We start from the raw sequence: 25,354 nt of genomic DNA, 5'->3' as shown, positions 1-25,354 counted from the left end.
TCATAGGCATAACAAGTCACCACAAAATAACACAAGCTTTCTTGAACAAAATGGATCAGAGCAAACACATGAACAAACGCAATGCCACTTCTGCTGATGTCGCTATTTTAGCGGGCGTATCGCAATCTACTGTATCACGTAGCTTTGACCCCAATAGTCGAATCTCAAAAACTACTCGCCAGCGAGTTTTTGCCGCAGCCGAACAGCTGGGCTATCAAATCAACAAAGCCGCACAAACCATGATAAAAAAACGTAGCGATCTCGTTGGCCTTGTCACGGCTGGTTTAGAAGATCCTTTTCGCTCAGAGTTCCTACATAAGTTGATCGTTGAAGTGCAAAATAGCGGGCTTCGCCCCATGGTCATGGATGTGTCTGATAAAGAAACTATAGACGAAGAGCTACACGGACTGATTCAATATCAGCTTAGCGGTGTGATAATTACCTCAGGGACACCCAGTGAAAACATTGGAAAAGCCTTTATAAGACACGCTATTCCCGTGGTATTGGTAAATCGTACAGAGCATTCCGATGAAGCAGACATCGTTAATTTAGATAATGAAAGTGCTGGAGCCATGGCGGCTGAAGCGTTTATAAAATCAGGTAAAACTAACCTTGTCGTCGTACGATCTAAAAAGCCAAGCTTCAGTAGCGTAATGCGCGTCAAAGGTTTCTTAAATTATTTAGCGCCTTTCCTAAACAGTGAAAAAGTTCGAGCTACAGAAGTGTTGTGTGAAGCTGGGAACTATGACAGCGGTTATCAAATTGCAGACAAAATCTTAACCTCACAACATAAACCGGACGGCGTTTTTTTCTGCATGGATCATATTGCCTGTGGCTTTCTAGATGCCGCTAAGCTATTCGTAACAGCCAAAGAAATGCAGTCTATCGGAGTCATTGGCTGCGATGACATAGCCCTAGCCAGCTTTAAGGCCTATGACTTAACGACCGTTAGACAATCTTCAACCGAAATAGCAAAAGCTTCGGTGCAGACCCTATTAAACCGATTAAAGTCCCCAACCTCAGTACCCAGTAAGCAAGCGATTCCCGCGGAACTAATCTATCGCTCTACTTTAGCCAAGCCCATAACGAACTAACGTAGAAAACAAAACATACTATTTATACCGACCGAAACACGTTACCTATTGACCACAATAGAATTTTTATTTCACCTTAAATTATTTTTGAAATTTACCTTTCGTTATCGAGATTTGCCTAGTATGCTTATTTTGTTGTTCATACGTATGCACAACTATTTAAAACATCAGGAGGCAATATAAAAATGAAAAACTCTCCATATATCCTTAGCCTTGCTTTCGCGACAGCGGCGACATTTTGCGCCGCACCCGCTATGGCCAAAGGTAAGCTAAATGTTCTTTGCTCCACAGATACCGATTGGTGTAGCTTGATGGAAACAAGCTTTGAAGCAGAAACAGGTATTGATGTCTCTCTTATTCGTAAGAGTTCTGGCGAAGCTTATGCACAGCTACGTGCTGAAGCTCAAAATCCCAAAATTGATATTTGGTGGGGCGGTACTGGCGATCCTCATCTACAAGCCGCAGCGGAAAAGCTCACTCAAGTTTATAAACCTAAAGCGCTCCCAAACCTAAGGAATTGGGCACAAAACCAAGCGAAAGTATCGGGCTACCGCACTGTCGGGGTTTACGCTGGTGCGCTGGGTTTTGGCTACAATGAAGATATCCTAAAATCCAAAGGATTGCCTGCCCCACAATGCTGGAAAGATCTAGCCAAGCCGATTTACAAAGGGGAAGTGCAGATAGCCAACCCGAACTCATCTGGCACTTCGTACACGGCTCTAGCGACCTTTGTACAAATGATGGGAGAGGATCAAGCTTTCGATTTCCTTGCTCAACTGCATAAAAACATTAACCAATATACAAAGTCCGGCTCGGCGCCGATTAAAGCCGCGTCCAATGGAGAAACCGCCATCGGCATTACTTTTATTCACGACATAGTAAAACAAGTGAAAAAAGGCTACCCAGTTAAAGCCGTCGCGCCTTGTGAAGGTACAGGCTATGAAGTGGGCTCAATGAGTATCGTCAAAGGTGCTCGTCATCTGAAAGAAGCGAAAATTTGGGCTGAGTTTGCCTTGCGCCCAGATATTCAAACCATGGCTGAAAAAGCCAATGCTTACCAAGTACCATCCAACAAGTCAGCGACAACGCCACCGGGTGCGCCTGACTTCGATACGCTAAAACTGATCGATTACGACTTTGCCAAATACGGCTCTGCGGACACGCGCCAACATTTGCTGCAACGGTGGGACAATGAGATCAAATCTCTACCTCGTTAATCATTCAGACGAACCTTGGTTTTCCTGAGATCTGCTGGGCCTTAGTCCCGGCAGAGACTCAAGTTACTGTTTGGAGTATCGATCGTGAAACACTCTTTTATTCCGTGGCTGTTACTCGGCTGGATCGGCTTTTTGCTGATGCCGTGGTATCTGCTCGAAGATGGCTTTTGGTCATTTGTCTGGTTAACCGACGGTTATCCTACTGACCTCTACTACGCTCCTGCGATTCTGCAAGGCTTGCTTGGTGATAAACTTTGGTTACTGCCATTAGCCTTACCTTTAATTGCACCTTTGCGCCTAATTTCATTAACGAAAAGCGACCCTAGATACAGCCGCTATCTAATCTATTCTGGCGCTTTTGGCCTTATCTATATGATGGGCCAAGGTTTCGCCATTGGCGTCAGTGGTTGGCAATTTTCAGGACTGGAATCCTTATTTGGCGAACTAGAATACCAACAGTATGGTTTTGGCTATGGAGCCATGCTATGTGGTTTGTCCTTCCTGATACTTTTAACCACTGGACTTGCTGCTACAGGCTTTTTGAAAGGTGATGTCTTTGTCACCGGAAGCATTGGTTTGATCGTCGCGTTGGTTGGCTTATTTGTATTTTTCCCTGTCAGCCAAGTATTAATTAGCGCCTTTATGAACAATGACGGCATGTTTGCTCCAACGGCGTTTTTCGGTAAGTTCTTTAGCGATAATATTTGGTCGTTGTCGTGCCTCAGCGGTGGCTACGCTTGCGGCACTGCGTGGAATTCCCTAACGCTGGCAATTCTGACAGCAACATTAACAACCTTGCTAGGCTTGTCTTTTGCGCTAGTCGTCACCCGCACTGGGTTTCGCTGGAAAAGATCCTTACGTCTGCTCACTGTTTTACCTATTATCACACCACCCTTTGTTATTGGCTTAGCGCTGATTCTATTATTCGGACGTTCTGGCGTAGTGACACAATTCTTCGCTGATGCTTTTAATATTGAACCAGGTCGATGGCTGTATGGCATGCCGGGCGTATTACTTGCTCAAGTATTATCTTTTACACCGATTTCATTTTTGGTATTGATTGGCGTGGTGGAAGGCGTTAGCCCTTCTATGGAAGAAGCCTCTCAGACCTTACGTGCCGATCGTTGGCGAACCTTTATCAATGTGTCACTGCCATTAATGCGCCCTGGTTTAGCCAATGCATTTTTACTGGCTTTCATTGAAAGTTTGGCCGATTTCGGTAATCCAATGGTACTTGGTGGTGACTTTGATGTGCTTTCCACCGAGATATTCTTCGCCATCGTCGGCGCCCAAAACGATCAAGGTTATGCGGCTGTCCTCGCCATTCTATTGTTGATTTTCACTCTAAGCGCATTTTTCCTTCAGCGTCATTGGATCGGCAAAAAATCCTATACCACAGTAACGGGTAAAGCAGATTCCGGTGCTTACATGGGCTTAAACCACGGAATGAAGTTAGCTTGCTACATGACGGCCCTGCCTTGGGCAGCATTAACCATCGTCATTTACGGCATGATCATGTTCGGTGGTTTTGTACAAAACTGGGGCTACGATAACAGCTTTACCTTGCAGCATTATCAAGACGCTTTTTCTGTCGGATGGGGCGAGTTTGGTGTGATCTGGGAAGGCGCAGCATGGGATTCCTTATGGACGACGCTAAGCATTTCCGCCATTGCAGCACCTTTCACGGCCATCGTTGGTTTGTTGACTGCTTACTTGTTAGTACGCCAGCAGTTCAAATGGAAAAATGCCTTCGAGTTCGGCACCATGTTGAGCTTTGCAATTCCGGGTACTGTTATTGGTATCAGCTATATCCTTGCCTTTAACGTGCCGCCGCTAGAGCTTACTGGCACAGGCGTGATCCTGATTATCTGTTTTGTTTTCCGTAATATGCCCGTTGGCGTACGTGGCGGTATTGCCGCCATGAGTCAATTAGACAAGAGCTTAGACGAAGCCTCGCTCACCTTAGGTGCAAACAGCTTAATGACCTTCCGACGCGTGATACTTCCTCTGCTACGCCCTGCCATCATCGCAGCTTTGGTATACAGCTTTGTGCGCGCCATTACCTCGGTCAGTGCGGTTATCTTTCTTGTCAGCGCCGATCACAATATGGCGACCTCTTACATCATAGGCTTAGTGGAAAACGGCGAGTACGGCATTGCAATCGCTTACTGTAGCGTGCTGATTTTAGTCATGTTGACGGCCATTATCGCTATTAATTTATTTGTTGGGCAACGCCGCCTACGACGCACAGATTCGATTTCTCATTCTTCCAAATCATCGGCTACTTCAAGCCCTTCTCTTAAGGAGAAACACGCATGAGTCTCCACTACAAACCAGGCTCGGTGAGCTTTGAAAACGTCATTAAAACCTTTGGCAATGTCACTGCCATCGATAACGTATCGTTCACGATTGAACCAGGCAACCTTGTCACCTTATTAGGACCAAGTGGCTGTGGTAAAACCACCACGCTGCGCATGCTAGCAGGATTAGAACACCCCACTTCTGGCCGTATTATGATAGGCAATAAAGACGTTACGCATCTACCTGCAACTGACCGAGATGTCAGCATGGTGTTTCAATCCTATGCCTTGTTTCCGCACATGACGGTGGCTGAAAACGTCGCCTATGGCCTAAACGCCAGCGGCGTTAATAAAATCGAAGCCAAGGAAAAGAGCGAAGAAGGATTGGAGCTGGTTGGCTTGGCAGGCTACGGGCAGCGTTACCCGAGTGAACTATCCGGCGGTCAGCAGCAACGTGTTGCTGTGGCTCGAGCACTAGTTCTAGAACCTGAAGTGCTTCTGCTAGACGAACCGCTATCAAACCTAGACGCCAAATTACGTCGTCATGTTCGGGAAGAAATTCGCGAACTTCAGCAAAAAATCGGTTTAACCGCGGTTTATGTGACCCACGATCAAGAAGAAGCGCTGGCTGTATCGGATCGCATTATCGTAATGAATCGCTCAGTCATTGCCCAAGAAGGTAGCCCACGTGAACTCTACGAAGCACCTGCTTCAAGCTTTATTGCTGATTTTATTGGTGACGCCAATCTCATCGAGGCGGACATCATCGCCACCGACGGGCAGACCGCAGAAGTTGCCGTCGGCGCACTGCGCTGTTCTTTACCACAACGGGATTTTAGCAAAGGCCGTGTGCTGTTAGCAGTGCACCCAAGTTCCGTGCGTTTATCCATGCGAGACCAACAGTCCACAGGACTCACTGGCACCGTTAAGCGAGCCACTTATTTAGGCAACCAAATGCAATACGATGTTGATTCCGAAGTCGGTAGTTTATTCGTCGTCGACTATCGTGTTGAGCAAGCAATTCCCGTCGGTTCCGATGTGTCTATTGCGTTTTCAAATCGCGGTCTTGCGTTAGTTAAGACAGCTTAGAGTGGAGAGTAAACCTCATGTTTTTAGCTCATAACCTAATAGATCAAACGGTTCTCGACCGATTTAACCATGCTGAGAAAGTGATCAAAATCGCTGGGGCTCAAGCTCTGGAGTATTTTCGTAATCGAGAAAAGTTAATCGTCGAAACCAAAATGGAACCACAAGACGTAGTAAGCATCGCTGACCGTAATGTGGAAGTCACCATTATTGAAGGCTTACAAGAGCACTTCCCGCAAGATGGCTTTCTTGGTGAAGAGCAAGGTATTACCAAAGGTGACAACCAGTATTTGTGGGTCATTGATCCAATTGACGGTACGGCTTGTTTCCTCAATGGCATGCATTCTTGGTGTATTTCGATTGCGCTCATGGTGAACGATAAAATTGCCTGTGGCCTGATCTTTGACCCAAACAGTAACGAACTATTTAGCGCCGTAGCTGGCAAAGGCTGTTTTGTAAACGACAAAAAAGTCGCAACATTAGCAGTAAATTCAGTACAAGAAGGCGTGATGGGCTTAGGTACGTCTCACCGAGTTCCAGCATCGCTATGTGTGAACTTCATCGACAAGCTATTAAACCAAGGTGGCATGTTTATTCGCAACGGTTCTGGCGCACTCATGTTGGCTTACGTGGCGGCTGGTCGTTTGATTGGCTACTACGAACCTCACATCAACTCATGGGATTGTTTAGCAGGACTCATTATGGTGGATGAAGCTGGTGGCGCAACCAATGACTTTTTATCAGGTGAAGGACTGCTAAAGGGCAATCCTATAATCGTGTCCGCAAGCGGAATCAAAGACTCACTGAGACAGATGATTAACCAATTATCAGTGTAAAAATGCGTTTCTTCGAACTTTACCGCCTCACTGCTTAAGCAAATAGGCGGTCTTTTTTTATCCACTAGAAAATATCAAGACAAAATATTTGGCGCTGTTTTATTAAGACGCTTAGGGCGTTTTTCCCAGCGCACTTTTACTTCAAACTGCTGGCTATCTTCGTCTTCTGACGCACTAACTTTTAGGCGCATTAGCCCCTTTGGATCGAGAGTTAAGGAACCTTCTTTTTCTTCACTAAATTCCAGTTTGCCTTTCGACAAGCCTTTCGAGAGCGCTTTTAGTACGTCTTGAATATCATCGGCATCCAGTAAAGCTTCGTATTTAAATTCTGTTTTAGATTTCATAATACTTGTCCGTAAATTCCTTGCAGTTCGGTTGAGGTCATAACTTTTGCAGTTGGATAATCGCAACTTAATCCGACAATTCCAGTATCCTTGCCGATCAAGGTCGCGCCAATACCATGGCCTTTTAAACCTTCCGCAGTACGGGAGTGACAGTCCAAGGTGATATCAGCTTCCACATGCACCAAGCCTTTTTTGATGGTAATACGCTGGCCTTGCTGACGGTTAATATGGCCTTGCACGACAACATGAATACCCGCCTTGTGAATGGCATGCACACCTCGATGAGTCAACGGTAAGTCGGCATCACGGTATTTTGTGCGAAAGGTATTGGCAATCGAGCTGTAGTAAAAGCTGAATAAATCTCGACGTTTTAAATTGCGATGGAAGGCTTTGTTCGCATATTTAGTGCCGCTTTTCAGCAACATTTGCCCCATGCTGTCGTCCAAACCAGCGTGCAAAAATAAAAATGAACCTCGTTTGGCGACCAGCTCCATCCTGCGAAAAAACCAATTAAACTCGCCCTTTTTATGCAAGAACAATTGCTGGCATTTCAACGAAGTGGCATAGACTTGTCGCAAACTCAATCCGGCTGACAAGCAGTGCTTCTCGAAACTATGATTCTTAGATTCCATTTTACGAACTTCACGGTCGATGCCTTCTGCGGTCAAAAAGCCTGCTGCATGAAACGGAAACTCTTTAAACCAATCGTCACCGGGGAAAAGTAGTTCACGGCACGTATCTTCATCGGGAATTTTCTTATCCCAATGAGCGTCAGCCAAATATTCGTCGAAAACTTCCCGAAACAACGGCACGACTTTTTTCCCCATGCGTACGAAAAAGTGCTGGTTGCCCACATCCTTTTTGCGCGCCAGTGCCAACAATCCCATCAACAAGCGCAAGTCGTGGTTACCAGCGAGTAAAGTTACTCGTGCTTTTAGCTTATAAAGCTGCTTCACACTACGCAGTAATTTTAAATTACTCGGCCCTTTGTCCAAACAATCTCCACCCACGATGATTTCCGACTGCTTACCTTTTTTCGTCAGGGAAAGATGACCCAAACCCGCTTTTTTCTTACGCTCTGCCACACCAGCGGCTATCAAAGAGTCCTCAAAAGCTACTGCATCTGCATGAGGATCAGAAATAAACACCACGGAACGCTTTGGCCAGCACAGCTTATTTTTCTTGAATAAAGACGGCGTTTTGTTCGGTTCTAAAACATGACTATTTGCCGAGCTTTCATCCCGAGGCCAAGCCGCCCACTCGCTTGGTAAACGAGCGATAATATCAGCGTGATGAGGACAGTCTGTGACGGTTGGGATGGGGCTTTGCATTATATTGGTTACCTTTTCTGTTAAAAGAGCCATTAATCAGGCGCGTGGGATTTAATCCAACGCAGCGATTAATTCATAAGCACGATCAAAGTCGATCTTGCCGGTGAGTCGATACACGTCCACGTTCGCCAGTTCACGACAATAGTGCGCCACAGAATCAATGGCGTTCAGATCAGCAAACTCACCGCTCTTATCTTGATAAAACGGCCCTGGGCGTTTACGTAGTCCTTCGATCACTTCAGGCTGAGAAGCCAAATCAACCGGTTCTAATTGCGTCGGCTCAGCGCTGTCTAATGACCAGTCCAGCATGATAAGACGAGATAGATTTCCGGCTAAGCGAACACGGTTTGGGCCGTATTCATCTTCGATTTGTACATCGTATTTTTCTTCCAAAGACCACAGCTCACTTTGCGGCATTTGGCGTAAGGCTTGCTGGCGCGCTTCTGGCAAGATGTGACGTAAACGCTCGGCATGTAACAAGGTACCTGGGTTTACTCGCGGCAGTTTAGCCAAGCCGATGGTTTGCGTACCTTGCTCGGTCTTTTTAAACGCTGTCTTTTTTAGTAAAAGTCGGTCATTGGTGAGAAAGTCACGCTTAGGATTTTCCAGACAACGCAGCATCAAGGTGGACTTGCCACCGCCCGATCCAGCGGCGATGGCTGTCGCTTCACCATTTACACAAAACGCCGACGCATGGCCCAAGGTGAAACCTTCACGCAAATAATGATTCAAAAATTGGTTGTTAATAAAGTTGATAATTTGCGCCAAGTTAGACGCACAAGAGCCCACAGCAACGGCGTGATCCGGTCGTTGTAAAAACGCCATACCGGTTTTAAATTTTTTAATCCAACGTCCACCAGCCACATCAAGATAGCCTTCTTTACGGCCTTGTTTGCCTTCTTCACGTGGCACATTTAACCAATCTAGCTCATCGCCAACGACGTTTTGCTCCATCACATACAAGTTCAAAGACATTGTCGTGTGGGCCTCGGCCTTCAAATAACTACGATAATAATCGGCAATACCCGCCAACAACATGGCCTCATTGGAATGAACAATTACCGACAAATCGGCAAAGTGAAGTCGAATCGTTTCTTCACAATGACTTAATGCTTCGTTTACATGGGGCAAGTTCAATAAGGTTTTAATCATGATGCAATCTCCTTCTTCTGCAATACACCATCTTTTGAAGTATCGTTTTGTAGACCACATTTTTGCAGGACAAAGTCCGCGTAAACACTGGCTGCATCGATATCGCAACCTTCTAGCGCACCTTTGAAGCCACCAAAAGCCGACACTTCAAACACCACTGGACCTTGATTGGTCAGGGCAATATCTACGGTAGTGAAACTCAGGTCATAACAAGATTGAGCTCGGCGGCCTAATTCAATCAACGCGGCATCAGGCTCAAATTTCTCATACTTGCCACCGCTGTTAATCGTGGTGTTCCAAGAGTCTTTATTGCCGACCCTCGCATAAGTACAAAGGTATTCACCGCCAACAAACACCATGCCCAAATCTCGACCATCTAATTTCACCGTTTGCTGTATATAATAAATGGACTGACTCTGACGATACTCTTCCAACGCGTTGCGAACAAATTCGTCACTGTCGTCTTCGGTCAACATGATCATGCCGCGAGCCTTGGTGGAATACAGCGGTTTTAATATCGCTGAGCCAAATTTTCGCACTGTAGCAAAAGCTTGTTCTGGGTTCTCTGTGATGCGCGTTTTCGGCATAGGAATGTTGCCTTGCTGCAACGCCAGAGTACCGCTCAAGCGGTTCACCAAGTTACCCACACTTTGAGTTGGACTAAACAGTTTGACGCCAGCGCGCTCCGCATAAGACAACAGATGAATACGGTCTTCTGTAGCCGGCGAATACACTTCGCTGATCTTCTTGATGATCAAACCGTCCAGCGTCATCAAATCCAAGTTTTGATACATCAATTGATTAGTATCTAAACGCAGTTCTACTTTGCTCATATCGATCACAGCGCGAAAGCCTGTACGCTCTTCAAGGCGATCCGCCAATACTTCTGTAGACCATTTTCCCGGGATGCCAATGACCCCAATTCTCGGCTTATTCAACGTAAAGCTCCTTAAGCGGTAAAGTAAATGTCTGGGCTTGTTCAGAGGTGCGTTCTTCTGACGACAGCTTTGCTAGGCGCTCAAGCAAATAGCGAGCGCGTAAATGCATTCGAGATGCGAGCTTTTTATCAAAAATAAATCGTGTCGAAGTCGCAAAAGAACGGGCAAGCCCCGCCGCCAGACGAACTTCAAACGAGCTATCTTGTTGACGATTGGCAAAGCGTCGACCAAAGCGATACACCGCTTTGGCGCTTTCCATCATTTGTTTTCGCGTCTCACCACTTAACACCTGCAAGCGGTAAATCGAAACCATTAACACCGACAAATCTTGCACATAATCAAAGTAAGACGCGCGATGTAGATCGATAAAATACACGCGTTTTTCCGCGTCGTCGTAAATCAAATTATCGACATTAAAATCCCCATGGGTCAGCACGGAAAACGGCGCTCGCCATTGGGCTTCGTTTACAGCCACGCGACGTACTAACTCATCAAAGCTTAGACTGGTGTAACCACAAATGCGTTCTTCGTCTTTGAAAAATTCAGGATGAACCTTGCGACTGTCGCCAATACGTTTTTGTAATTGCCCCATGAAATTTGCAGTGCAAGATTCCGACGTTAAACTGGCTTTCCACGTTTGATTCAGGGTTTTAAATAAGACTTTGAGCGCGGCTTGAGTGCCGTCTTGGTCACCATCGAGCAACAAAGCTTCCAAAGTTTTCCCCGGAATATGTTCGATTAATAAAGACGATTGCTCATTGCTGTCATCCTTCTTCCCATTGATTTGAGACGTTCCGGTTTGGGAAAGAACGCTAGGAGCCAATCTAGGATCAATATTGCGCCATTGATTCACTCCAGCCACTTCTTCTTCGATCTTGGCGCGATCTCCTTCTTTGTAAACCGCTAACACCTCTTTGCCAGATTCATCCTTGTGGGTAATTGCCGCAATGGCACTGCCAGAGCGAGTCAACGCCAAGCGGCGAACTTTTAAATCTCGCAGGTCATAATTTAGGTTGGTCGCACTGTCCAATAAATGAGGGTAATTTTGCAATGTGGCCACTTGACCAAGATCCGCCTTAATCAAGGCTTCTGCCACCACGCCTAATTGCTCTATCAGGCGCTTAATACTGACATTACTTAAAATCGCAGCCCGCAACTGTTCATCGCTCAGGTCGAACTTCGCTTGCAACGTTAACGCTTGCAGCTCGTTATAGCTCGCCAGCAGCTTATGCGTGCGTCGGCCTAGCTTGATGCCCGTCCGGCGACGGTTGTCGCTCACGCCAACTTTCACTAAGCGCAAAGCACGTCTGATACGTTTCACCAGCTTGCGGCATTCTTGCCCTGTTGGATGCTCGTAGGCTTCCTCTAGCGTGCCCTCACGAACACAATCGAAACAATGCTTGGCCAACATCTCAAGGGCGATCACCAAGGCATGCATGCCACTGACTTGAGCATGGAAGGTGGTATTGGCTTTGCGACGTTCTAATAAACGCGCCGTTTCAATGTCGGCTTTTTCCCGCAGCGCTTGCACATAACCACGACGCCCGCGAATGCTCGACAATAACTCAACAGAACCTGATGTAAAAAAAAGCTCAACGAGATGACAGTGTGTTTCGACCTCATGCAAGAGAAAAGACACATGCTCTTGCAGAGTCGCCACAACTGGGGGTGAAGGCATAACATTTTTCCCTACTACTTTTACCTTTGACTATACAGACAGTAGAAAGCATCAAGATGACAGTTCTGTGACAACTCAACACCTAACTGCATGAGAAACAAGCGAACCATCCGCTTCATTGTTTAAAATACCATCACTTAAAACATGACTTGTCGTCCAAAATATCGTTACTATCGAATGATAAGAAATTCAAGACTACATAAGCGGCATGACAGACCAATTCGCTTACGACGAATATCGCGCCTTGCATGTGATTGATTAGAAAAGGAGGCAATATGAAAGGACCCAATCCAGATAATAAAGAGCCGATGAAGGGCTTCCCACAAGTCGGCTACCTGAAAAATTTCATTACCCGAGACAATATCATCGTTGGTGATTACACCTATTACGATGATCCAGATGGGCCAGAACGTTTTGAAGACAATGTGCTTTATCACTTTGATTTTATTGGCGATAAACTCATTATCGGCAAGTTTTGCGCCATCGCAAAAGACGTGACATTCATTATGAATGGCGCCAACCACGCCAACACAGGATTCTCCACTTACCCGTTTTACATCTTCGGCAATGGTTGGGAAAAAGCGGCGCCAAAGGCAGGAGATTTACCCTACAAGGGTGATACGAATATAGGTAACGATGTGTGGATTGGCTACGACGCCACCATCATGCCCGGTGTGCAAATCGGCAATGGCGCCATCATCGCCAGCAAATCCGTGGTGACATCAGACCTGCCAGCTTACAGCGTGGTCGGTGGTAATCCTGCCAAGGTCATCAAATACCGTTTTGACGAGCAAACCATTCAAGCATTACAAGACATTGCGTGGTGGGATTGGAGCGCCGAGAAAATAACCCAACATTTAGACGCCATTGTCGGTGCCGATTTGGCTCGGTTACGAGACGCCAAAGCCGACGAATTCAAAAATGAGGTAAACGCGATGATCAAGCAAGTCGGCCCAACAAAAATAAAACTCAAACACAAAGCCAGCTGTCATTGTGGCGCTGTTGAATTGGAATTAACCCTGCCTAACGGCATCGAAAATCCAAGGCGCTGCGATTGCTCTATTTGTCGTCGTAAAGGTGCCATCGTAGGTTCTGTCACGCTAGATAACCTTCGAATCGTTAAAGGCCATGATGTGTTAAAGCTTTATCAATTCAACACCAACACAGCCAAGCATTTTTTCTGTTCAAACTGTGGCATTTATACTCATCATCAACGTCGATCAAACCCAACCCAATATGGCTACAACATAGGTTGTCTTGAAGGTGTTAATCCTTATGATCTTGGCGATGTGGTGACAAACGATGGCGTTAATCATCCGGCTGATCGTAAGCCATAAAACCTCAGCGAGTCGCTGAGGTTTTGATAAGTTTTTACATCTGGTGTTACCAGCCTCGACGATCCGCAAAGTCGTGCCATTTCATAATCATCGGCAAGAACCAAGGTGTTCCAGTGTACAAAGGACGCGTTTTGAAGGGAAAGCCATCAAATGAGGTTTTGCCTTCCACTTGGTTAAGCACTTGTTGAGCGATTTTACGACCAAAATAATTGGCACGACCAACACCAGAACCACAGTAACCCATGGCGTAGTGCATGTCGTCCATCTTGCCAATGTGTGGCACATGGTCAAAGGTGTAGGCGACATAACCAGACCAAGCATAATCAATTTTCGCTTCTTCCAACTGAGGAAACACGCGAATCATGAAGTCTTGTAGGTATTTCGAATACAGCTGTGGCTGGTCGCCGCGGCCAAATGCTCGTCCGCCAAACAAGATGCGTTTGCCATCTGGCGAAGGTCGATAATAAGCAACCAAACGCTCGGTGCCGCCATGGGCGCGTAACTTCGGACTCACGGAACGAATCACAGATTCAGGTAATTCTTCAGTGGCAATCATCGCAGAACGAATAGGAATGATGCGACGTTTGAATTTATCAAATTCGCCGCCTGTGTAGCCATTGGTCGCGATAATCACTTGATCGGCATCGATAACACCGCCATCGTACTGAACCTTGTAGCTAGCGCCCTGTTTACTGACATCTCGCACCTTGGTGTGTTCTAGCATTAACACACCTGATTGCTGAGCAATTTGGCAAAGTCCACGATGTAGCTTGGCGGGCTGTAACGTACCATCGGTCGGATAAATCACACCACCGTGATACGCGTTAGAACCTACTTCTTCGAATTGATCCTGACGGCTCACGGCAATAGCGGGGAAATCCACGACTTTCGCGAGCTCTTCCGCTTGCTCGATCAAGCCCGCGTAATGACTAGGGTGACTGGCACCACGGAAGCGGCCACACAAGGACAAATCACAATCAATTTCCTCTTCCTTGATAAAATCCACCAGCCAATTAAAGGCTACTAAGCTTTCACGAATCGTCTCATGAACATTGTCACGACCATACTGGCGTTCGAGTCCATCGACGCCTAATTTGCTGAAGCTTGGCCCAAGCAAACCACCATTTCGACAGCTCGCGCCTTCGCCTAAATGCCCAGCTTCCAGTAGAACCACTTTTAGTCCCGCTCGCGCCAAGGTAATGGCTGCAGAGATGCCAGTAAAGCCGCCACCAACAATCACAGCGTCGACTTTTTGAGGGATTTCGAAGCGCGCATTTGTGTGTATTTTGCTCGCCAAAGACGTATCTGCCAGCCAAAAAGGCATGTTGGTATACGTCGATATATTTTTTGCCAACATATCGATTTCATTCCATAAAATAAGGGTAAGTTAGTACTGCTAATAAAGTCCTAGAGAACGTGTTGTAAAAACTCTCTAGTCCTATCCCACTGGGGATTCACCAACACCTGTTCTGGTGGCCCAACTTCGATGATTTCTCCGTCGGCCATGAACACCACGCGATCAGCAACTTGTCGAGCAAACTGCATTTCATGAGTAACACACACCATGGTCATGCCGGTTTTGGCAAGGTCGATCATCACGTCCAATACTTCCTTGACCATCTCGGGATCAAGTGCGGAGGTAGGCTCATCGAACAGCATGATTTTGGGTTCCATAGCGAGGGATCGGGAAATCGCCACGCGCTGTTGCTGACCACCAGATAATTGCCCTGGATAACGTGTCGCAAGATGGGCAATCCCGACGCGATCCAACAACCGCATGGCCATTTTGTCAGCGTCACGTTCTGACATCTTGCGCAGCCAAGTCAAACCCAAGGTACAATTCTGCAAAACAGTAAGGTGAGGGAATAAGTTAAAGTTCTGAAACACCATGCCCATGGTTTGGTGAATGATCTTATGGCTTTGACGATCCCGAGAAAGCGGCTGCCCAAACACGGAAACCACACCTTCTTGGTATTCTTCCAGATGGTTCAACGAACGAATCAGCGTCGATTTACCTGAACCAGACGGCCCACACACCACCATAATTTCGCCTTCACTAATGTCTAGAGAAACGTCTTTAAGAACGTGATGATCTCCGTACCATTTGTTCAGCTTGTCGATTTTAATCGCCGTTTCAGTGACGGCTTTTTGGGCTAAATTTCCTGATGACGTCGTCATTAGCGATCCACCTTTAAACGTTTTTCAAGATTCAAACTGTATTGGGACATGCTGTAGCACAAGATAAAGAAGAGCACGGAAATCATCACCAAAGGCTCGGTGTGCATTCCCACCCAGTCTTTGTCATTAGCAATGTTGCGCGCCATCAACATAATGTCGAACAAACCAATGATGGAAACCAGTGTGGTGTCTTTTAGCAAGCTGATAAACGACGTCATGATGTTCGGAATCATCATTCTTAGGGCCTGTGGCAGAATGATCAGCACCATGGTATGCAGATAGCCTAAGCCAAGCGTAGCCGCGGCTTCGTACTGACCTTTTGGTATCGCCTGCAAACCACCACGAATGTTTTCTGCCATGTAAGCACCAGCAAACAAACACACTGCGACCAGTACTTGCGTGAGCTTGTTAAACTCCATATCCGCTGGCAAAAAGATAGGCAGCAAGGTCACGGCCATAAATAAGACGGTAATCAAAGGTACAGAACGAACTAACTCGATCACTGTCATCGAAAGCCAATGAATCACTGGCAATTTAGAACGTCGACCTAGCGCTAAAATCACACCAACAGGAATCGCCATGGTGATGGCAAAACCAGCAATAATGAAGGTTAGGAACAAACCGCCCCAACGCTCAATTGGCACAGGCTCAAGTGATACTTGGCTAAGGCCAGACGCGATCACCAATGCGACAAGCAGCCAAACAGCAACAAAGCTCAACAGATGAATACGGCGCTCAACCAAGCGTGATACCAGCGGCACAAACAGTTCGTTTAGGCCTTTTTTACCAAGCGAAGATAAGATCCAGTTAGCGTAGATAATGGTTAGGAAAGCCAAGGCAAGACAGGTCATCGCGCCATGTACCAAGCCCAATTCCTCGCCGAAACGGCCGCCTAAGAAAAGATAAGCACCCACAAAAGGATACAGGCCAATCCAAGACAACAAGATGAAGTTACGCAAAGCAATGCGCTTCGACATCAGCGGTAATAGCCACACCAACCCGAGCAATACGCCGATATTGACGCGCCATTGCTCGTCCACCGGAAAACGACCGTAAATTAAGCCATTAAACCAGCTAATAACACCGGCCCAACAGGCGCCGTCTGGGCTGATATCCATACATTGACGACGATTATCCGCGATGAAAACCGCGTTAAATACCGCCCAATCCAACACATGTTTCACTAAATAAAACAGCACTGTCGCCACACACAAAGTCAGTAAGCTATTACCAATGCTGTTGAAACAACGATGGCGAATTGTGCCGAAAATACCTTTTTCGCTTTTACGTGGCGGACGAGGTGGAGTCGGGACAAATTGCTTTAAAGCAGGTTGGTTTTTCACATTCAAATCGTCCATTTATCGCACCTTATACTGCACGCTGTCGTTGTACTTGTTGAGCAAGTAAGAGATCAGCAAACTGATGAAGATATAGAAACCCATAACCATAAAGATGATCTCGATAGCGCGTCCGGTTTGGTTCATGGAAGTTTGCATGAACACAGACACCAATTCCGGGAAACCAATCGCTACCGCCAGTGACGAGTCTTTTGTCGCTGCCAACCAAGAGTTGGTCATTGGCGGAATAATGGATCGAATCGCTTGAGGAATCAGAATCAAGCGCAACGACTGAACGCGTGAGAAACCAATGGTAAACGCCGCTTCATGTTGTCCTCGGTCGATAGACTGCATACCAGCTCGAACCGTTTCAGCAATCGCCGCAGATCGATACACCGTCATGGCAACAAACGCTGCACCAAACGACGCAGGAAGAAACGCACCGCCGCTGAAGTTAAAGCCTTGTAGTGTTGGAACAGACAAGCTCGTCGAATTAGATAAGCTCCAAATAGCCCAACAAGCAGCCAACGCCCACACAACTAAGCCGATATAGAATCCGGTAGAGCGAGAGCCTGACAAGGTGTAATAAGGTTTAGACCAACGAAATAAGCCGTAAAGTGCAGCGATCAAGGCAAGCCCAAGAACAACAATCCACCCCCATGACAAGGTGCTTTCCATTGTCATCACATAAAGGCCACGATTATTTAGGAAAAGCCATTCGCCAAGGTGATAACTTTGACGAGGCGCAGGCAAGGTTGAAAACACCACGGTAAACCAAAAGATGATCTGTATTAACAGAGGCACATTACGCACGACTTCAACGTACCAACGTGCTAATTGAGAAACCAAAGGGTTATCGGATAATCTTAAAATCCCCACCACTGTACCAATGAGAGTGCCGACAACAATCACGCAGAAAGACAAAATTAGCGTGTTCACAATACCGACTAAAAATACACGCCAGTAAGTCATACCTGGGTCGTAAGGAATCAGACTCCAGCTAATATTAAATCCTGCCGTCACCTGCAGAAAATCAAAGCCAAACGTCATGCCTAGGCGGTTTAAGTTTTCACTGGCATTGGCGAATAAAAACCACAAGCCGAACAAAACCAGCATCAAGACAATGGCTTGCAAGATCACCGCTCTGCTTGAATCATTATTAAGCAAAGACAGCCATTTTTGTGTCGTAGACGAAGGTAAACCAGCACCCTTAGTCGGGCGTTTTTGTGGTTTACTCGTAGAGGACTGAATCATATCTATATACCGAACGAAGGAGGAAAACTAAAATTGCAGCAATAGATAGGCCTAGAAACATAACCTACCTATTGCATTCACTATTAGTAAATAGAATTAGCGGAAAGACTTCGCGTACATCATGCCGCCGTTAGTCCACAACGCATTCAATGTACCTTCACGATCTAGACCCAGAACACTATCAGTTCCTACGTTACGTTCGTATACTTCACCGTAATTACCAACGTTTTTAATAACTTGATATGCCCAATCTTGAGGAAGCCCTAGACCTGTATTCAAGTCACCTTCAACACCGAGTAAGCGTCGAACTACTGGGCTTTGACTTTCTGCACGCATTTTCTCGACGTTTTGTGAATTCACACCAAATTCTTCTGCTGCAACCATGGCAGCAAAGCTCCATTTCACAACGTTCGCCCATTCGCTGTCGTTTTGTTTAACAGCGAATGACAAAGCTTCTTTGGAAATTGTTTCTGGCAAAATAATGTAGTCATCTGGGTTTTGCGCAGCTGAACGTTGCGCTGCTAAACCCGATTTGTCATTGGTTAATGCGTCGCAGTTATTGTTGAAAAAAGCCGTGTTACGCACGGATGAATCATCAAATACGACGGTTTTGATATCTAAATTATTCGCACGGCTATAATCCGCGATATTCAATTCACTAGAGGTTCCGGTCAATACACAAACCGTCGCGCCTTTAAGTTCTTTAACAGATTTCACACCTAAGTCTTTACGCACCATGAAACCTTGGCCGTCGTAAAAATAGGTATCAAGGAAGTCCAGACCTTGTGCCGCATCACGGGAAAGCGTCCACGTCATGCCTTTTGATAAAATGTCACCTTTACCACTCTTAATAGAAGTGAAACTTTGCGCCCACTGTACCGGCAGGAATTTCACTTTAGAAGCATCACCAAACACCGCGGAAGCAACACCACGACACATATCAATGTCCATGCCTTGCCACTCGCCAGCTTTGTTTAAGCTGTAAAAACCTGGAAATGAGTTACCAATTACACAGTTTACATAACCACGTTCTTTTACCGCATCTAGGGTAGAAGTGGTATCCGCTGCATAACTGTTTGCCGCTAGAAGCGTTGTAGCTGCTGCTAACGCTATAGAAAATTTCTTCATTGTTCGTTCCTTTTATATGCTGTTGATTTTGTAATTTCTTTTTATTCAGACTCATTTTTATTATGAATCGAGTCCGCGACCCCATCGTTTTGTTAAATCTTTTGATGCAGATCATACAACTAACAGTTAGGATCTTATGTGAAGATTTTCTATAATCACACTGAATATTTTTAATAGTCTAATAACTTTAGGTTATGCCGATGAACATCAATAAGTTGCGTATATTTCACGAAGTATTTGTTACTGGCAGCATCACGAGAGCCGCGGAGCGAAGCTATGTTAGCCAACCAGCGGCCAGTAAAATGCTAGCGAATTTTGAAGAAGAAATTGGCTATAAACTCTTTGTGCGTAACAACGGCAAGCTTATTCCGACAGATGAGGCGCTCTACTTACACGAAGAAGTCTATGGCATCTTACAAGGCGTAAACCATCTAGAAGACAGCATAAAACGAGCCAAAAACAGCAAAACTGGCAGATTGCGAATCTGCACGATTTTCGGACCTTCTTATCAGTTTTTACCCGAACTTATCGCTGAATACATGAAAGATAACCCTGGTGTGGATGTGAGTTTACATCTCTCTGGCTGCTCGGCCATTAGACAAGGTATCGCGTCAGGACAATATCAAATCGGCTTGGTTGATAAAGCCCAAAGTTCATCAAAACACGACTCAGTCGCCTTCGACTTACCTTGTTATTGTGCCGTGCCGAAAGATCTTCCAGCTGCTCAGCTAGACGTTATTCACCCTAAAGACTTATTGGATCTTAGTTGGATCACTTTAGATTCCGAAAACGCCACCACAAAAGCGCTCAAACGCATTTATGCGGAAGTCGGGCTACCATTGAATCGAACCTTAGAAGTTCATACGACTATTCATGGTCTCTCCTTTGTGAACTTAGGAATGGGGGCGACTTTGGTCGACATTCTGAACTTCCGTTACTTTGACAAAGTCTTTCAATTACCCAACGTCGTTTTGAAACCCTTCCACCCCAGCGTTGTTGAACCGCTCGAAGTACTGACCTCCAATTTGAGTCCACTGTCTGGCCTCGCCAAAGATTTTTACGACGCATTGATAAGAAAATTAGAGTTACAAACGCAACTTCCACCGGACACAAAGCATGCTACCCGATGATAAAGCCCGCTGCGCGTGGGCCAGTTCCGCGCCAGATTTTCCCCATTACCACGATACAGAATGGGGTTTTCCGGTTGATGACGACCAGCGTCTGTTTGAAAAACTCTGTTTAGAAACCTTTCAATCAGGCTTGAGCTGGCGAACTATTTTGACTAAGAGAGAAAACTTTCGCCTCGCCTTCCAGCAATTCGATTTTCATAAAGTCGCGCTGTTTGGTGAAAAAGAAATAGCAGAATTACTCAACAACGAGGGCATCGTGCGTAACAAGCGCAAAATCCTCGCGGTTATTAACAACGCCAAACGCGCTTTAGAAATGGTAGACAAAGAAGGCTCGTTAGCCGCGTTTATCTGGCGCTACGAACCCGACGAAAACACCCTTCCTCCACCAGAAACCCAAACCACTTGCGCTGAATCCATCGCCCTTTCAAAAGAGCTCAAAAAACGCGGCTGGCAATTCGTCGGCCCAACCACCATGTATGCTTTTATGCAGTCTATGGGGCTGATTAATGACCATGCGGAAAACTGTTTTATGCGGGAGGAAATTGATAAAACGAGGAAGGGGCTTGTTAGGCCGAGTTAAACAAAACATCACTTTCAAGCAAACAATTTCATCACGAACAGCAATGCCATATATCCACATATTTATGCCATGTTTTAGTCTTATGTCCTTTGAGCAAGAATGATTCACTTGCAAATGATCAAAAAACGATCTATTTTGTAAAAGAACAGTAAAGAAAAAGGACTTCCACTATGCGTTTTTTATTCTTTCTAATCTCTATCGCGCTATTAACCGCTTGTTCGAACACTCAACTCAATGTGGTAGATAGTTTAACCTCATCGGCACAAAACGACGGCGTTGCCATGCACCCCAGTAAATGGATGATAACTAGCCATCCGCTACAAACCACCTACGTTTCTTTAAATGGGCAACTAGCATTCAGAGTGGGACAAGTTTGTATAACCAGTAGATACCGTTCTCCGTTTTCTGCGAACTGTCAGAATGAACTAGCTTATTCAGAGATAACAGAAAGCTTAGTGGAAGCACTAAAAGAATCAAAAAAAGAAATGTCAGATAAATTAAATACAGAGAAAGCTAAAATCGCTTTAAATAAGATAATTAACAGCTTAAGTGATGCGCCAATATTATTAAGTGAAAGTGAAAATACACTAAGACAAGAGCTGAATATACTAAGAAACAATAGTAAAAACCCAGATAGCGCTAATAATTTATACAATAAAATCATCGCCATACTTGATACAATTAAAACAAACATAGTTGATGTAGAAGCTGAGCGTAAAGGCAAGCTATACAGAGAATATTACCCTTCTAATACATCGAAAAATTTGACGAACTTCAATCAACAAATCATATTATCATCTGCTTATGAAGCAGCGAATGCTGAATACTTACAATGCCAAATTGACGCAACAAACACAGCTTATAGTAAGCTGAACTCAAGTACTCAAGAAGAATTCACTAAAGAAAAGAAAGTGATATCAGAGATATTAGAAAAACAATGTCAAAATCTAGAAGACAATCGAAACAAAGCCTTAGCAGATCTGAATAAATCAATAAGTGAACTCCCCAATTCAAAGTCAATGCTAGCATTTATTAATGCAGTCAATAATGAAAAAACTAGGTCAGCAGACTTTGTAATAGCCAGTACAAACCATTTATCCTGCCTTGTAAACGAACAAAAAAAGCTAAATAAAATCATCGATGATAAGAAGGCTGATCTAGCTAAAGCTAAAGCTAAAGCTAAAGCTAAAGCTAAAGCTAAAAGCGACGAAGCCGCAAAGGAAAAAGCTAAAGAAAATTTGAGTGAAGCTGAAGAAAGTGCAAAAAATCCAGAAAATATTCAGAATGCTTGCTCAGAAGAAGATAAAAAACAGGCCCTAGTAGCGTTAGAAAAAGCCAGACTAAAAGTCGAAGCTCTCGCGATTGTACCAAACAGAGTGGTATATAACTGGGCGAAAAATACAAAATGGGAAAGTGGCGTCGTCGTTCAATCAGAATCCAACTCTACAAATATGAAAGCAAACAAAACAGCCTCCGGCTATACTGTCGTTGATGGTGTCATAATAGAACGCTACCAAATGTCTTGCAATGAGCTTGCTATGCTTAAAAAACGCTCAGATGCCGACCGTTTAAAAATCGTTACTACGACATTGGCTGCAGAAGAGCTTTATTACAATGCCAATGAGGAAACGAACTTTGCTTTGAATGCCGCCTTTTCTTTCACTCCAAAAGAGCTAAAAATGCTCTCCAAACTAAAAGATAAGGATGGCAAGGAATTAAAGTTAGAAATTCAGACTACCATCAATAAAAGTAGCAGTATCGCCTCAAAAGGCTATTTAACAGCGCCAACAGTGACCCTTGACGATTATAAAGACATTACAATCCCTGATTCAACTGAAACTGAAACTAAAAATCCAAATGACATTAAATCTAGCTTAACTTATTACGCAGTATTATCTGACGTAGAAACGTTATCCTGTAACTAAAAAATATAGATAAGATTACAGCTAAAAATTTTAAATTCCCAAAAATGGGCTGGCAATTCGTCGGCCCAACGACCACGCGGAAGACTGTTTTCTGCGGGAGGAAATTGATAAAGCGAGGAAGGGGTTTGTTAGGCCTTAAAAGCGCATCTAATCGAAGTCGATGTGCTCATTTTTGCGAATGAATCACGGCTTTCAAATCAAAATTAAGGGATTTAAGCACCTTTACTATCGTATCAAATTGCGGCCGAGAACCTGATCTGAGGGCTTTGTAAAGGCTTTCACGTCCAAGTCCACTGTCTTTGGCTATCTGCGTCATGCCTCGTGCTTTGGCAATATGACCAAGCGCGTGAATCAGCTCGTCGGTATCACCATCCTCAAGCACCATAGATAAATAGGCGGCAATGTCTTCGTCAGTACGAAGCTGCTCAGCCATATCAAAGTTGGTTAATTCTTTTGTTGAAGTCATGTCGCCTCATCCAGTTTTGTAGCTCGCTGTTTAGCCAATTCTATGTCTCTGCTTTGCGTCGATTTATCGCCACCAGCCAACATTATGATCAAAGTAGTCCCGCGTTGAACGTAATACATTCTCCAACCTGGTCCAAAATGCTCTCTCATTTCATACAAACCATCGCCTACAGGCTTAACATCGCCAAGTAATCCACGTGACGCCTTTTCTAGGCGACGGGCTAAACGAATCCTAGTTGAGTGATCTTTTAGTCGACGCAGCCAAAGGTTGAACTCATCCGTGAGTTTAATATCATACATAAAACAATCCGTATTCATTTAGATACAGTATGGTTGTTTTTTAACCTAACCTCAATACTTTTTTCCACCTTCATGCAATCCATGGGACTCATCAACGACCATGCGGAAGATTGTTTTATGCGGGAGAAAATAGATAAAGCGAGGAAAGGGTTTGTGAGGCCGCAACGGAATAAAGTAGGTTAAAAAAACAGTTATTTAATGAGGCGTTTTTTAATTTCATCAACCATAATTCATCTAATGTTTATTTATTGCCAATGAGGCAGCTCCCCTTCTGCGATAGTTTAAGGATAAGCCTAGATGATTTTTAGCAAAAGAAAAGACAAGCCATCGACTTCAAACCCAGAAAACCAAAAACTAAAACAGTGTCACGATGAGTTAAGCGCCATTAAGCAAAATACCGCCTGTATCAGCTTTGATGTAGACGGCATTATCTTAGATGCCAATCCGATTTTCTTAGAAGCGGTGGGCTACACATTAGAGCAAATCGTCGGTAAACATCATCGTATATTTTGTGCTGCAGAATACACAAAGTCAGCTGAATACAAAGCATTTTGGGATGACCTCAAAGCAGGCAAATCTTTCCACGGTACCTTTCTACGCTTTAAGCAAAACAAGCAACCTATTCACCTAGAAGCCAGCTACTTTCCTGTCTCCGATGAAAGAGGCAACGTCACTAGAATTCTAAAGATAGCCAATGACATCACAAAAATGCAGGAATCACTGGCAAACAAAAATGCCGTATTAACGGCGTTAGACCGCTCGCTCGCTGTTATTGAATTTGATCCTGAAGGCAACATACTTCACGCCAACAGTAATTTTTTAAGAGCAATGAAATACGATCTACAAGACATTGTTGGCAAACATCATAAAATGTTTTGCGATGAAAAATTCTACCGAGATAACCCAAGCTTTTGGTCTAATTTAGCGCATGGGCAACATTCTTCAGGACGTTTTCAGCGTTTTGATGGTAATGGCAAAGTTATTTGGCTAGAAGCCACTTATAACCCCATCTTTGATGAAAAGGGCCGAGTCTATAAAGTCATTAAATTCGCCTCTGACATTTCAGAACGAGTTAATAATGCCATGAACGCGATTGAACTGGCCGCAGCCACCTCGGAACAAACCAGCCAAGTATCATCTAATGCCGTCAGCATTCTGAATGCATCAGTACAAACGTCCAATGATATTGCTGAAAAGGTAAAAAGCGCTGCCGATATAGGTGGTTTACTGAAAACCCAATCTAAAAGTATTTCAGACATCGTTGTCACCATTCGCTCTATTGCCGATCAAACCAACTTGCTTGCTCTCAACGCCGCGATAGAAGCTGCTCGAGCTGGCGACGCTGGACGAGGCTTTTCAGTAGTAGCTGACGAAGTCCGCAAGTTGGCCAGTAACACGGCTTCAGCGACCGCTGAGATTGGGCAAGTCGTCGAAAAAAACCATAATTTAATCAATGAAATGGATGACATGCTCAGTTCAGTTACAGGTACAGCACTGCATGGCAAAGAAAGCATTAATGAAGTATCAAGAGGTCTCACCGAGATTTCAGCTGGTGTGGCGAGGTTCGTCGAAATGGTCGACAAAATGAAAGATTAAATCTTACGTTTCTCACGATGAGAGCGAGTTCTAACGAAACCAGACTCGCTCTGTAGCACCTAGCTATAACTCTTCCTTATCAAGCTACATCCTTCAATCAGATGCACTTTAATTGTGCAAAAATAAAGTATTGCATCGAAACATTTTC

The 25,354-nt window shown here is 44.9% G+C and carries 23 protein-coding genes and 1 pseudogene; 12 read left to right on the top strand and 12 right to left on the bottom strand.

Annotated features, from left to right (window positions below; all coding sequences use genetic code 11):
- Positions 1–68: 68 nt before the first annotated feature.
- The 5 genes from KPL72_RS01495 (at position 69) to KPL72_RS01475 (ending at position 6,533) form a co-directional block, all read left to right on the top strand.
- On the top strand, positions 69–1,094 hold the full coding sequence (locus KPL72_RS01495) for a LacI family DNA-binding transcriptional regulator (protein ID WP_219701467.1): 1,026 nt from the start codon (positions 69–71) through the stop codon (positions 1,092–1,094).
- A 185-nt stretch (positions 1,095–1,279) separates the two neighbouring features.
- Complete coding sequence (locus KPL72_RS01490) at positions 1,280–2,311, top strand: ABC transporter substrate-binding protein (RefSeq protein WP_219701466.1); 1,032 nt, start codon at positions 1,280–1,282, stop codon at positions 2,309–2,311.
- An 84-nt stretch (positions 2,312–2,395) separates the two neighbouring features.
- Positions 2,396–4,630: an ABC transporter permease gene (locus tag KPL72_RS01485; RefSeq protein ID WP_249411656.1), complete on the top strand. Its 2,235-nt coding sequence runs from the start codon at positions 2,396–2,398 to the stop codon at positions 4,628–4,630.
- On the top strand, positions 4,627–5,700 hold the full coding sequence (locus KPL72_RS01480; protein ID WP_219701465.1) for an ABC transporter ATP-binding protein: 1,074 nt from the start codon (positions 4,627–4,629) through the stop codon (positions 5,698–5,700). The genes KPL72_RS01485 and KPL72_RS01480 overlap by 4 nt, the downstream gene beginning before the upstream one ends.
- A 17-nt stretch (positions 5,701–5,717) precedes the next feature.
- Positions 5,718–6,533, top strand: coding sequence for an inositol monophosphatase family protein (locus KPL72_RS01475; RefSeq protein WP_219701463.1), 816 nt, complete (start codon positions 5,718–5,720; stop codon positions 6,531–6,533).
- Positions 6,534–6,607: 74 nt separating this feature from the next.
- Here KPL72_RS01475 and KPL72_RS01470 read toward each other — a convergent pair whose 3' ends face one another.
- From KPL72_RS01470 to KPL72_RS01450, 5 genes are read right to left on the bottom strand one after another with little or no spacing between them, the layout of a single operon-like run.
- Positions 6,608–6,877 (bottom strand): amphi-Trp domain-containing protein, encoded by a 270-nt coding sequence (locus KPL72_RS01470; RefSeq protein WP_212917221.1) that lies wholly within the window; start codon positions 6,875–6,877, stop codon positions 6,608–6,610.
- Positions 6,874–8,208 (bottom strand): metallophosphoesterase, encoded by a 1,335-nt coding sequence (locus KPL72_RS01465; protein ID WP_219701461.1) that lies wholly within the window; start codon positions 8,206–8,208, stop codon positions 6,874–6,876. The genes KPL72_RS01470 and KPL72_RS01465 overlap by 4 nt, the downstream gene beginning before the upstream one ends.
- A 51-nt stretch (positions 8,209–8,259) precedes the next feature.
- Positions 8,260–9,360 (bottom strand): HprK-related kinase B, encoded by a 1,101-nt coding sequence (locus tag KPL72_RS01460; RefSeq protein ID WP_219701459.1) that lies wholly within the window; start codon positions 9,358–9,360, stop codon positions 8,260–8,262.
- Positions 9,357–10,298, bottom strand: a complete 942-nt coding sequence (locus KPL72_RS01455) for a GAK system ATP-grasp enzyme (protein ID WP_219701457.1) — start codon at positions 10,296–10,298, stop codon at positions 9,357–9,359. The genes KPL72_RS01460 and KPL72_RS01455 overlap by 4 nt, the downstream gene beginning before the upstream one ends.
- Positions 10,291–11,976, bottom strand: coding sequence for a phosphotransferase (locus KPL72_RS01450; protein WP_219701455.1), 1,686 nt, complete (start codon positions 11,974–11,976; stop codon positions 10,291–10,293). The genes KPL72_RS01455 and KPL72_RS01450 overlap by 8 nt, the downstream gene beginning before the upstream one ends.
- 187 nt (positions 11,977–12,163) lie before the next feature.
- Here KPL72_RS01450 and KPL72_RS21470 point away from each other — a divergent pair, with 187 nt between their 5' ends.
- The 3 genes and pseudogenes from KPL72_RS21470 (at position 12,164) to KPL72_RS21415 (ending at position 13,313) form a co-directional block, all read left to right on the top strand.
- Positions 12,164–12,238 carry a hypothetical protein gene (locus KPL72_RS21470; RefSeq protein WP_219701802.1) on the top strand — a complete coding sequence of 25 codons (75 nt, stop codon included), beginning with the start codon at positions 12,164–12,166 and terminating at the stop codon, positions 12,236–12,238.
- A 13-nt stretch (positions 12,239–12,251) separates the two neighbouring features.
- Positions 12,252–12,872 (top strand): annotated as a pseudogene (locus KPL72_RS21420) (Vat family streptogramin A O-acetyltransferase); the annotation flags it as partial.
- A 39-nt stretch (positions 12,873–12,911) separates the two neighbouring features.
- Positions 12,912–13,313 carry a GFA family protein gene (locus KPL72_RS21415; RefSeq protein ID WP_219701801.1) on the top strand — a complete coding sequence of 134 codons (402 nt, stop codon included), beginning with the start codon at positions 12,912–12,914 and terminating at the stop codon, positions 13,311–13,313.
- 46 nt (positions 13,314–13,359) lie between these two features.
- Here KPL72_RS21415 and KPL72_RS01430 read toward each other — a convergent pair whose 3' ends face one another.
- From KPL72_RS01430 to KPL72_RS01410, 5 genes are all read right to left on the bottom strand, one after another.
- A complete protein-coding gene (locus KPL72_RS01430) occupies positions 13,360–14,670 on the bottom strand; it encodes an NAD(P)/FAD-dependent oxidoreductase (protein WP_219701453.1) in 1,311 nt (436 codons plus the stop codon).
- A gap of 50 nt (positions 14,671–14,720) precedes the next feature.
- Complete coding sequence (locus tag KPL72_RS01425) at positions 14,721–15,491, bottom strand: amino acid ABC transporter ATP-binding protein (protein WP_219701452.1); 771 nt, start codon at positions 15,489–15,491, stop codon at positions 14,721–14,723.
- Positions 15,491–16,849: an amino acid ABC transporter permease gene (locus KPL72_RS01420; protein ID WP_219701450.1), complete on the bottom strand. Its 1,359-nt coding sequence runs from the start codon at positions 16,847–16,849 to the stop codon at positions 15,491–15,493. Before KPL72_RS01420 ends, KPL72_RS01425 begins: the two co-directional genes overlap by 1 nt.
- Complete coding sequence (locus tag KPL72_RS01415; protein WP_219701448.1) at positions 16,850–18,082, bottom strand: amino acid ABC transporter permease; 1,233 nt, start codon at positions 18,080–18,082, stop codon at positions 16,850–16,852.
- 96 nt (positions 18,083–18,178) lie between these two features.
- On the bottom strand, positions 18,179–19,210 hold the full coding sequence (locus KPL72_RS01410; RefSeq protein WP_219701446.1) for an amino acid ABC transporter substrate-binding protein: 1,032 nt from the start codon (positions 19,208–19,210) through the stop codon (positions 18,179–18,181).
- A 200-nt stretch (positions 19,211–19,410) separates the two neighbouring features.
- Here KPL72_RS01410 and KPL72_RS01405 point away from each other — a divergent pair, with 200 nt between their 5' ends.
- The 3 genes from KPL72_RS01405 (at position 19,411) to KPL72_RS01395 (ending at position 22,845) form a co-directional block, all read left to right on the top strand.
- Positions 19,411–20,340: a LysR family transcriptional regulator gene (locus tag KPL72_RS01405; protein WP_219701444.1), complete on the top strand. Its 930-nt coding sequence runs from the start codon at positions 19,411–19,413 to the stop codon at positions 20,338–20,340.
- Positions 20,327–20,920: a DNA-3-methyladenine glycosylase I gene (locus tag KPL72_RS01400; RefSeq protein WP_219701442.1), complete on the top strand. Its 594-nt coding sequence runs from the start codon at positions 20,327–20,329 to the stop codon at positions 20,918–20,920. Before KPL72_RS01405 ends, KPL72_RS01400 begins: the two co-directional genes overlap by 14 nt.
- A 170-nt stretch (positions 20,921–21,090) precedes the next feature.
- The gene (locus KPL72_RS01395; protein ID WP_219701440.1) at positions 21,091–22,845 is read left to right on the top strand and encodes a hypothetical protein; all 1,755 of its coding nucleotides are present in this window, start codon (positions 21,091–21,093) and stop codon (positions 22,843–22,845) included.
- 166 nt (positions 22,846–23,011) lie between these two features.
- Here KPL72_RS01395 and KPL72_RS01390 read toward each other — a convergent pair whose 3' ends face one another.
- Together KPL72_RS01390 and KPL72_RS01385 are read right to left on the bottom strand one after the other, a co-directional pair.
- The gene (locus KPL72_RS01390) at positions 23,012–23,311 is read right to left on the bottom strand and encodes an addiction module antidote protein (protein WP_219701438.1); all 300 of its coding nucleotides are present in this window, start codon (positions 23,309–23,311) and stop codon (positions 23,012–23,014) included.
- A complete protein-coding gene (locus KPL72_RS01385; protein ID WP_219701436.1) occupies positions 23,308–23,610 on the bottom strand; it encodes a type II toxin-antitoxin system RelE/ParE family toxin in 303 nt (100 codons plus the stop codon). The genes KPL72_RS01390 and KPL72_RS01385 overlap by 4 nt, the downstream gene beginning before the upstream one ends.
- A gap of 297 nt (positions 23,611–23,907) precedes the next feature.
- Here KPL72_RS01385 and KPL72_RS21320 point away from each other — a divergent pair, with 297 nt between their 5' ends.
- Entirely contained in the window at positions 23,908–25,206 is a 1,299-nt protein-coding gene (locus tag KPL72_RS21320; protein WP_219701434.1) for a methyl-accepting chemotaxis protein, read from the top strand.
- Positions 25,207–25,354: the final 148 nt, after the last annotated feature.

The sequence above is a fragment of the Marinomonas lutimaris genome (assembly GCF_019426345.1).
GTDB lineage: Bacteria > Pseudomonadota > Gammaproteobacteria > Pseudomonadales > Marinomonadaceae > Marinomonas > Marinomonas lutimaris.
This window is presented reverse-complemented; position numbering and strand designations above follow the sequence as displayed.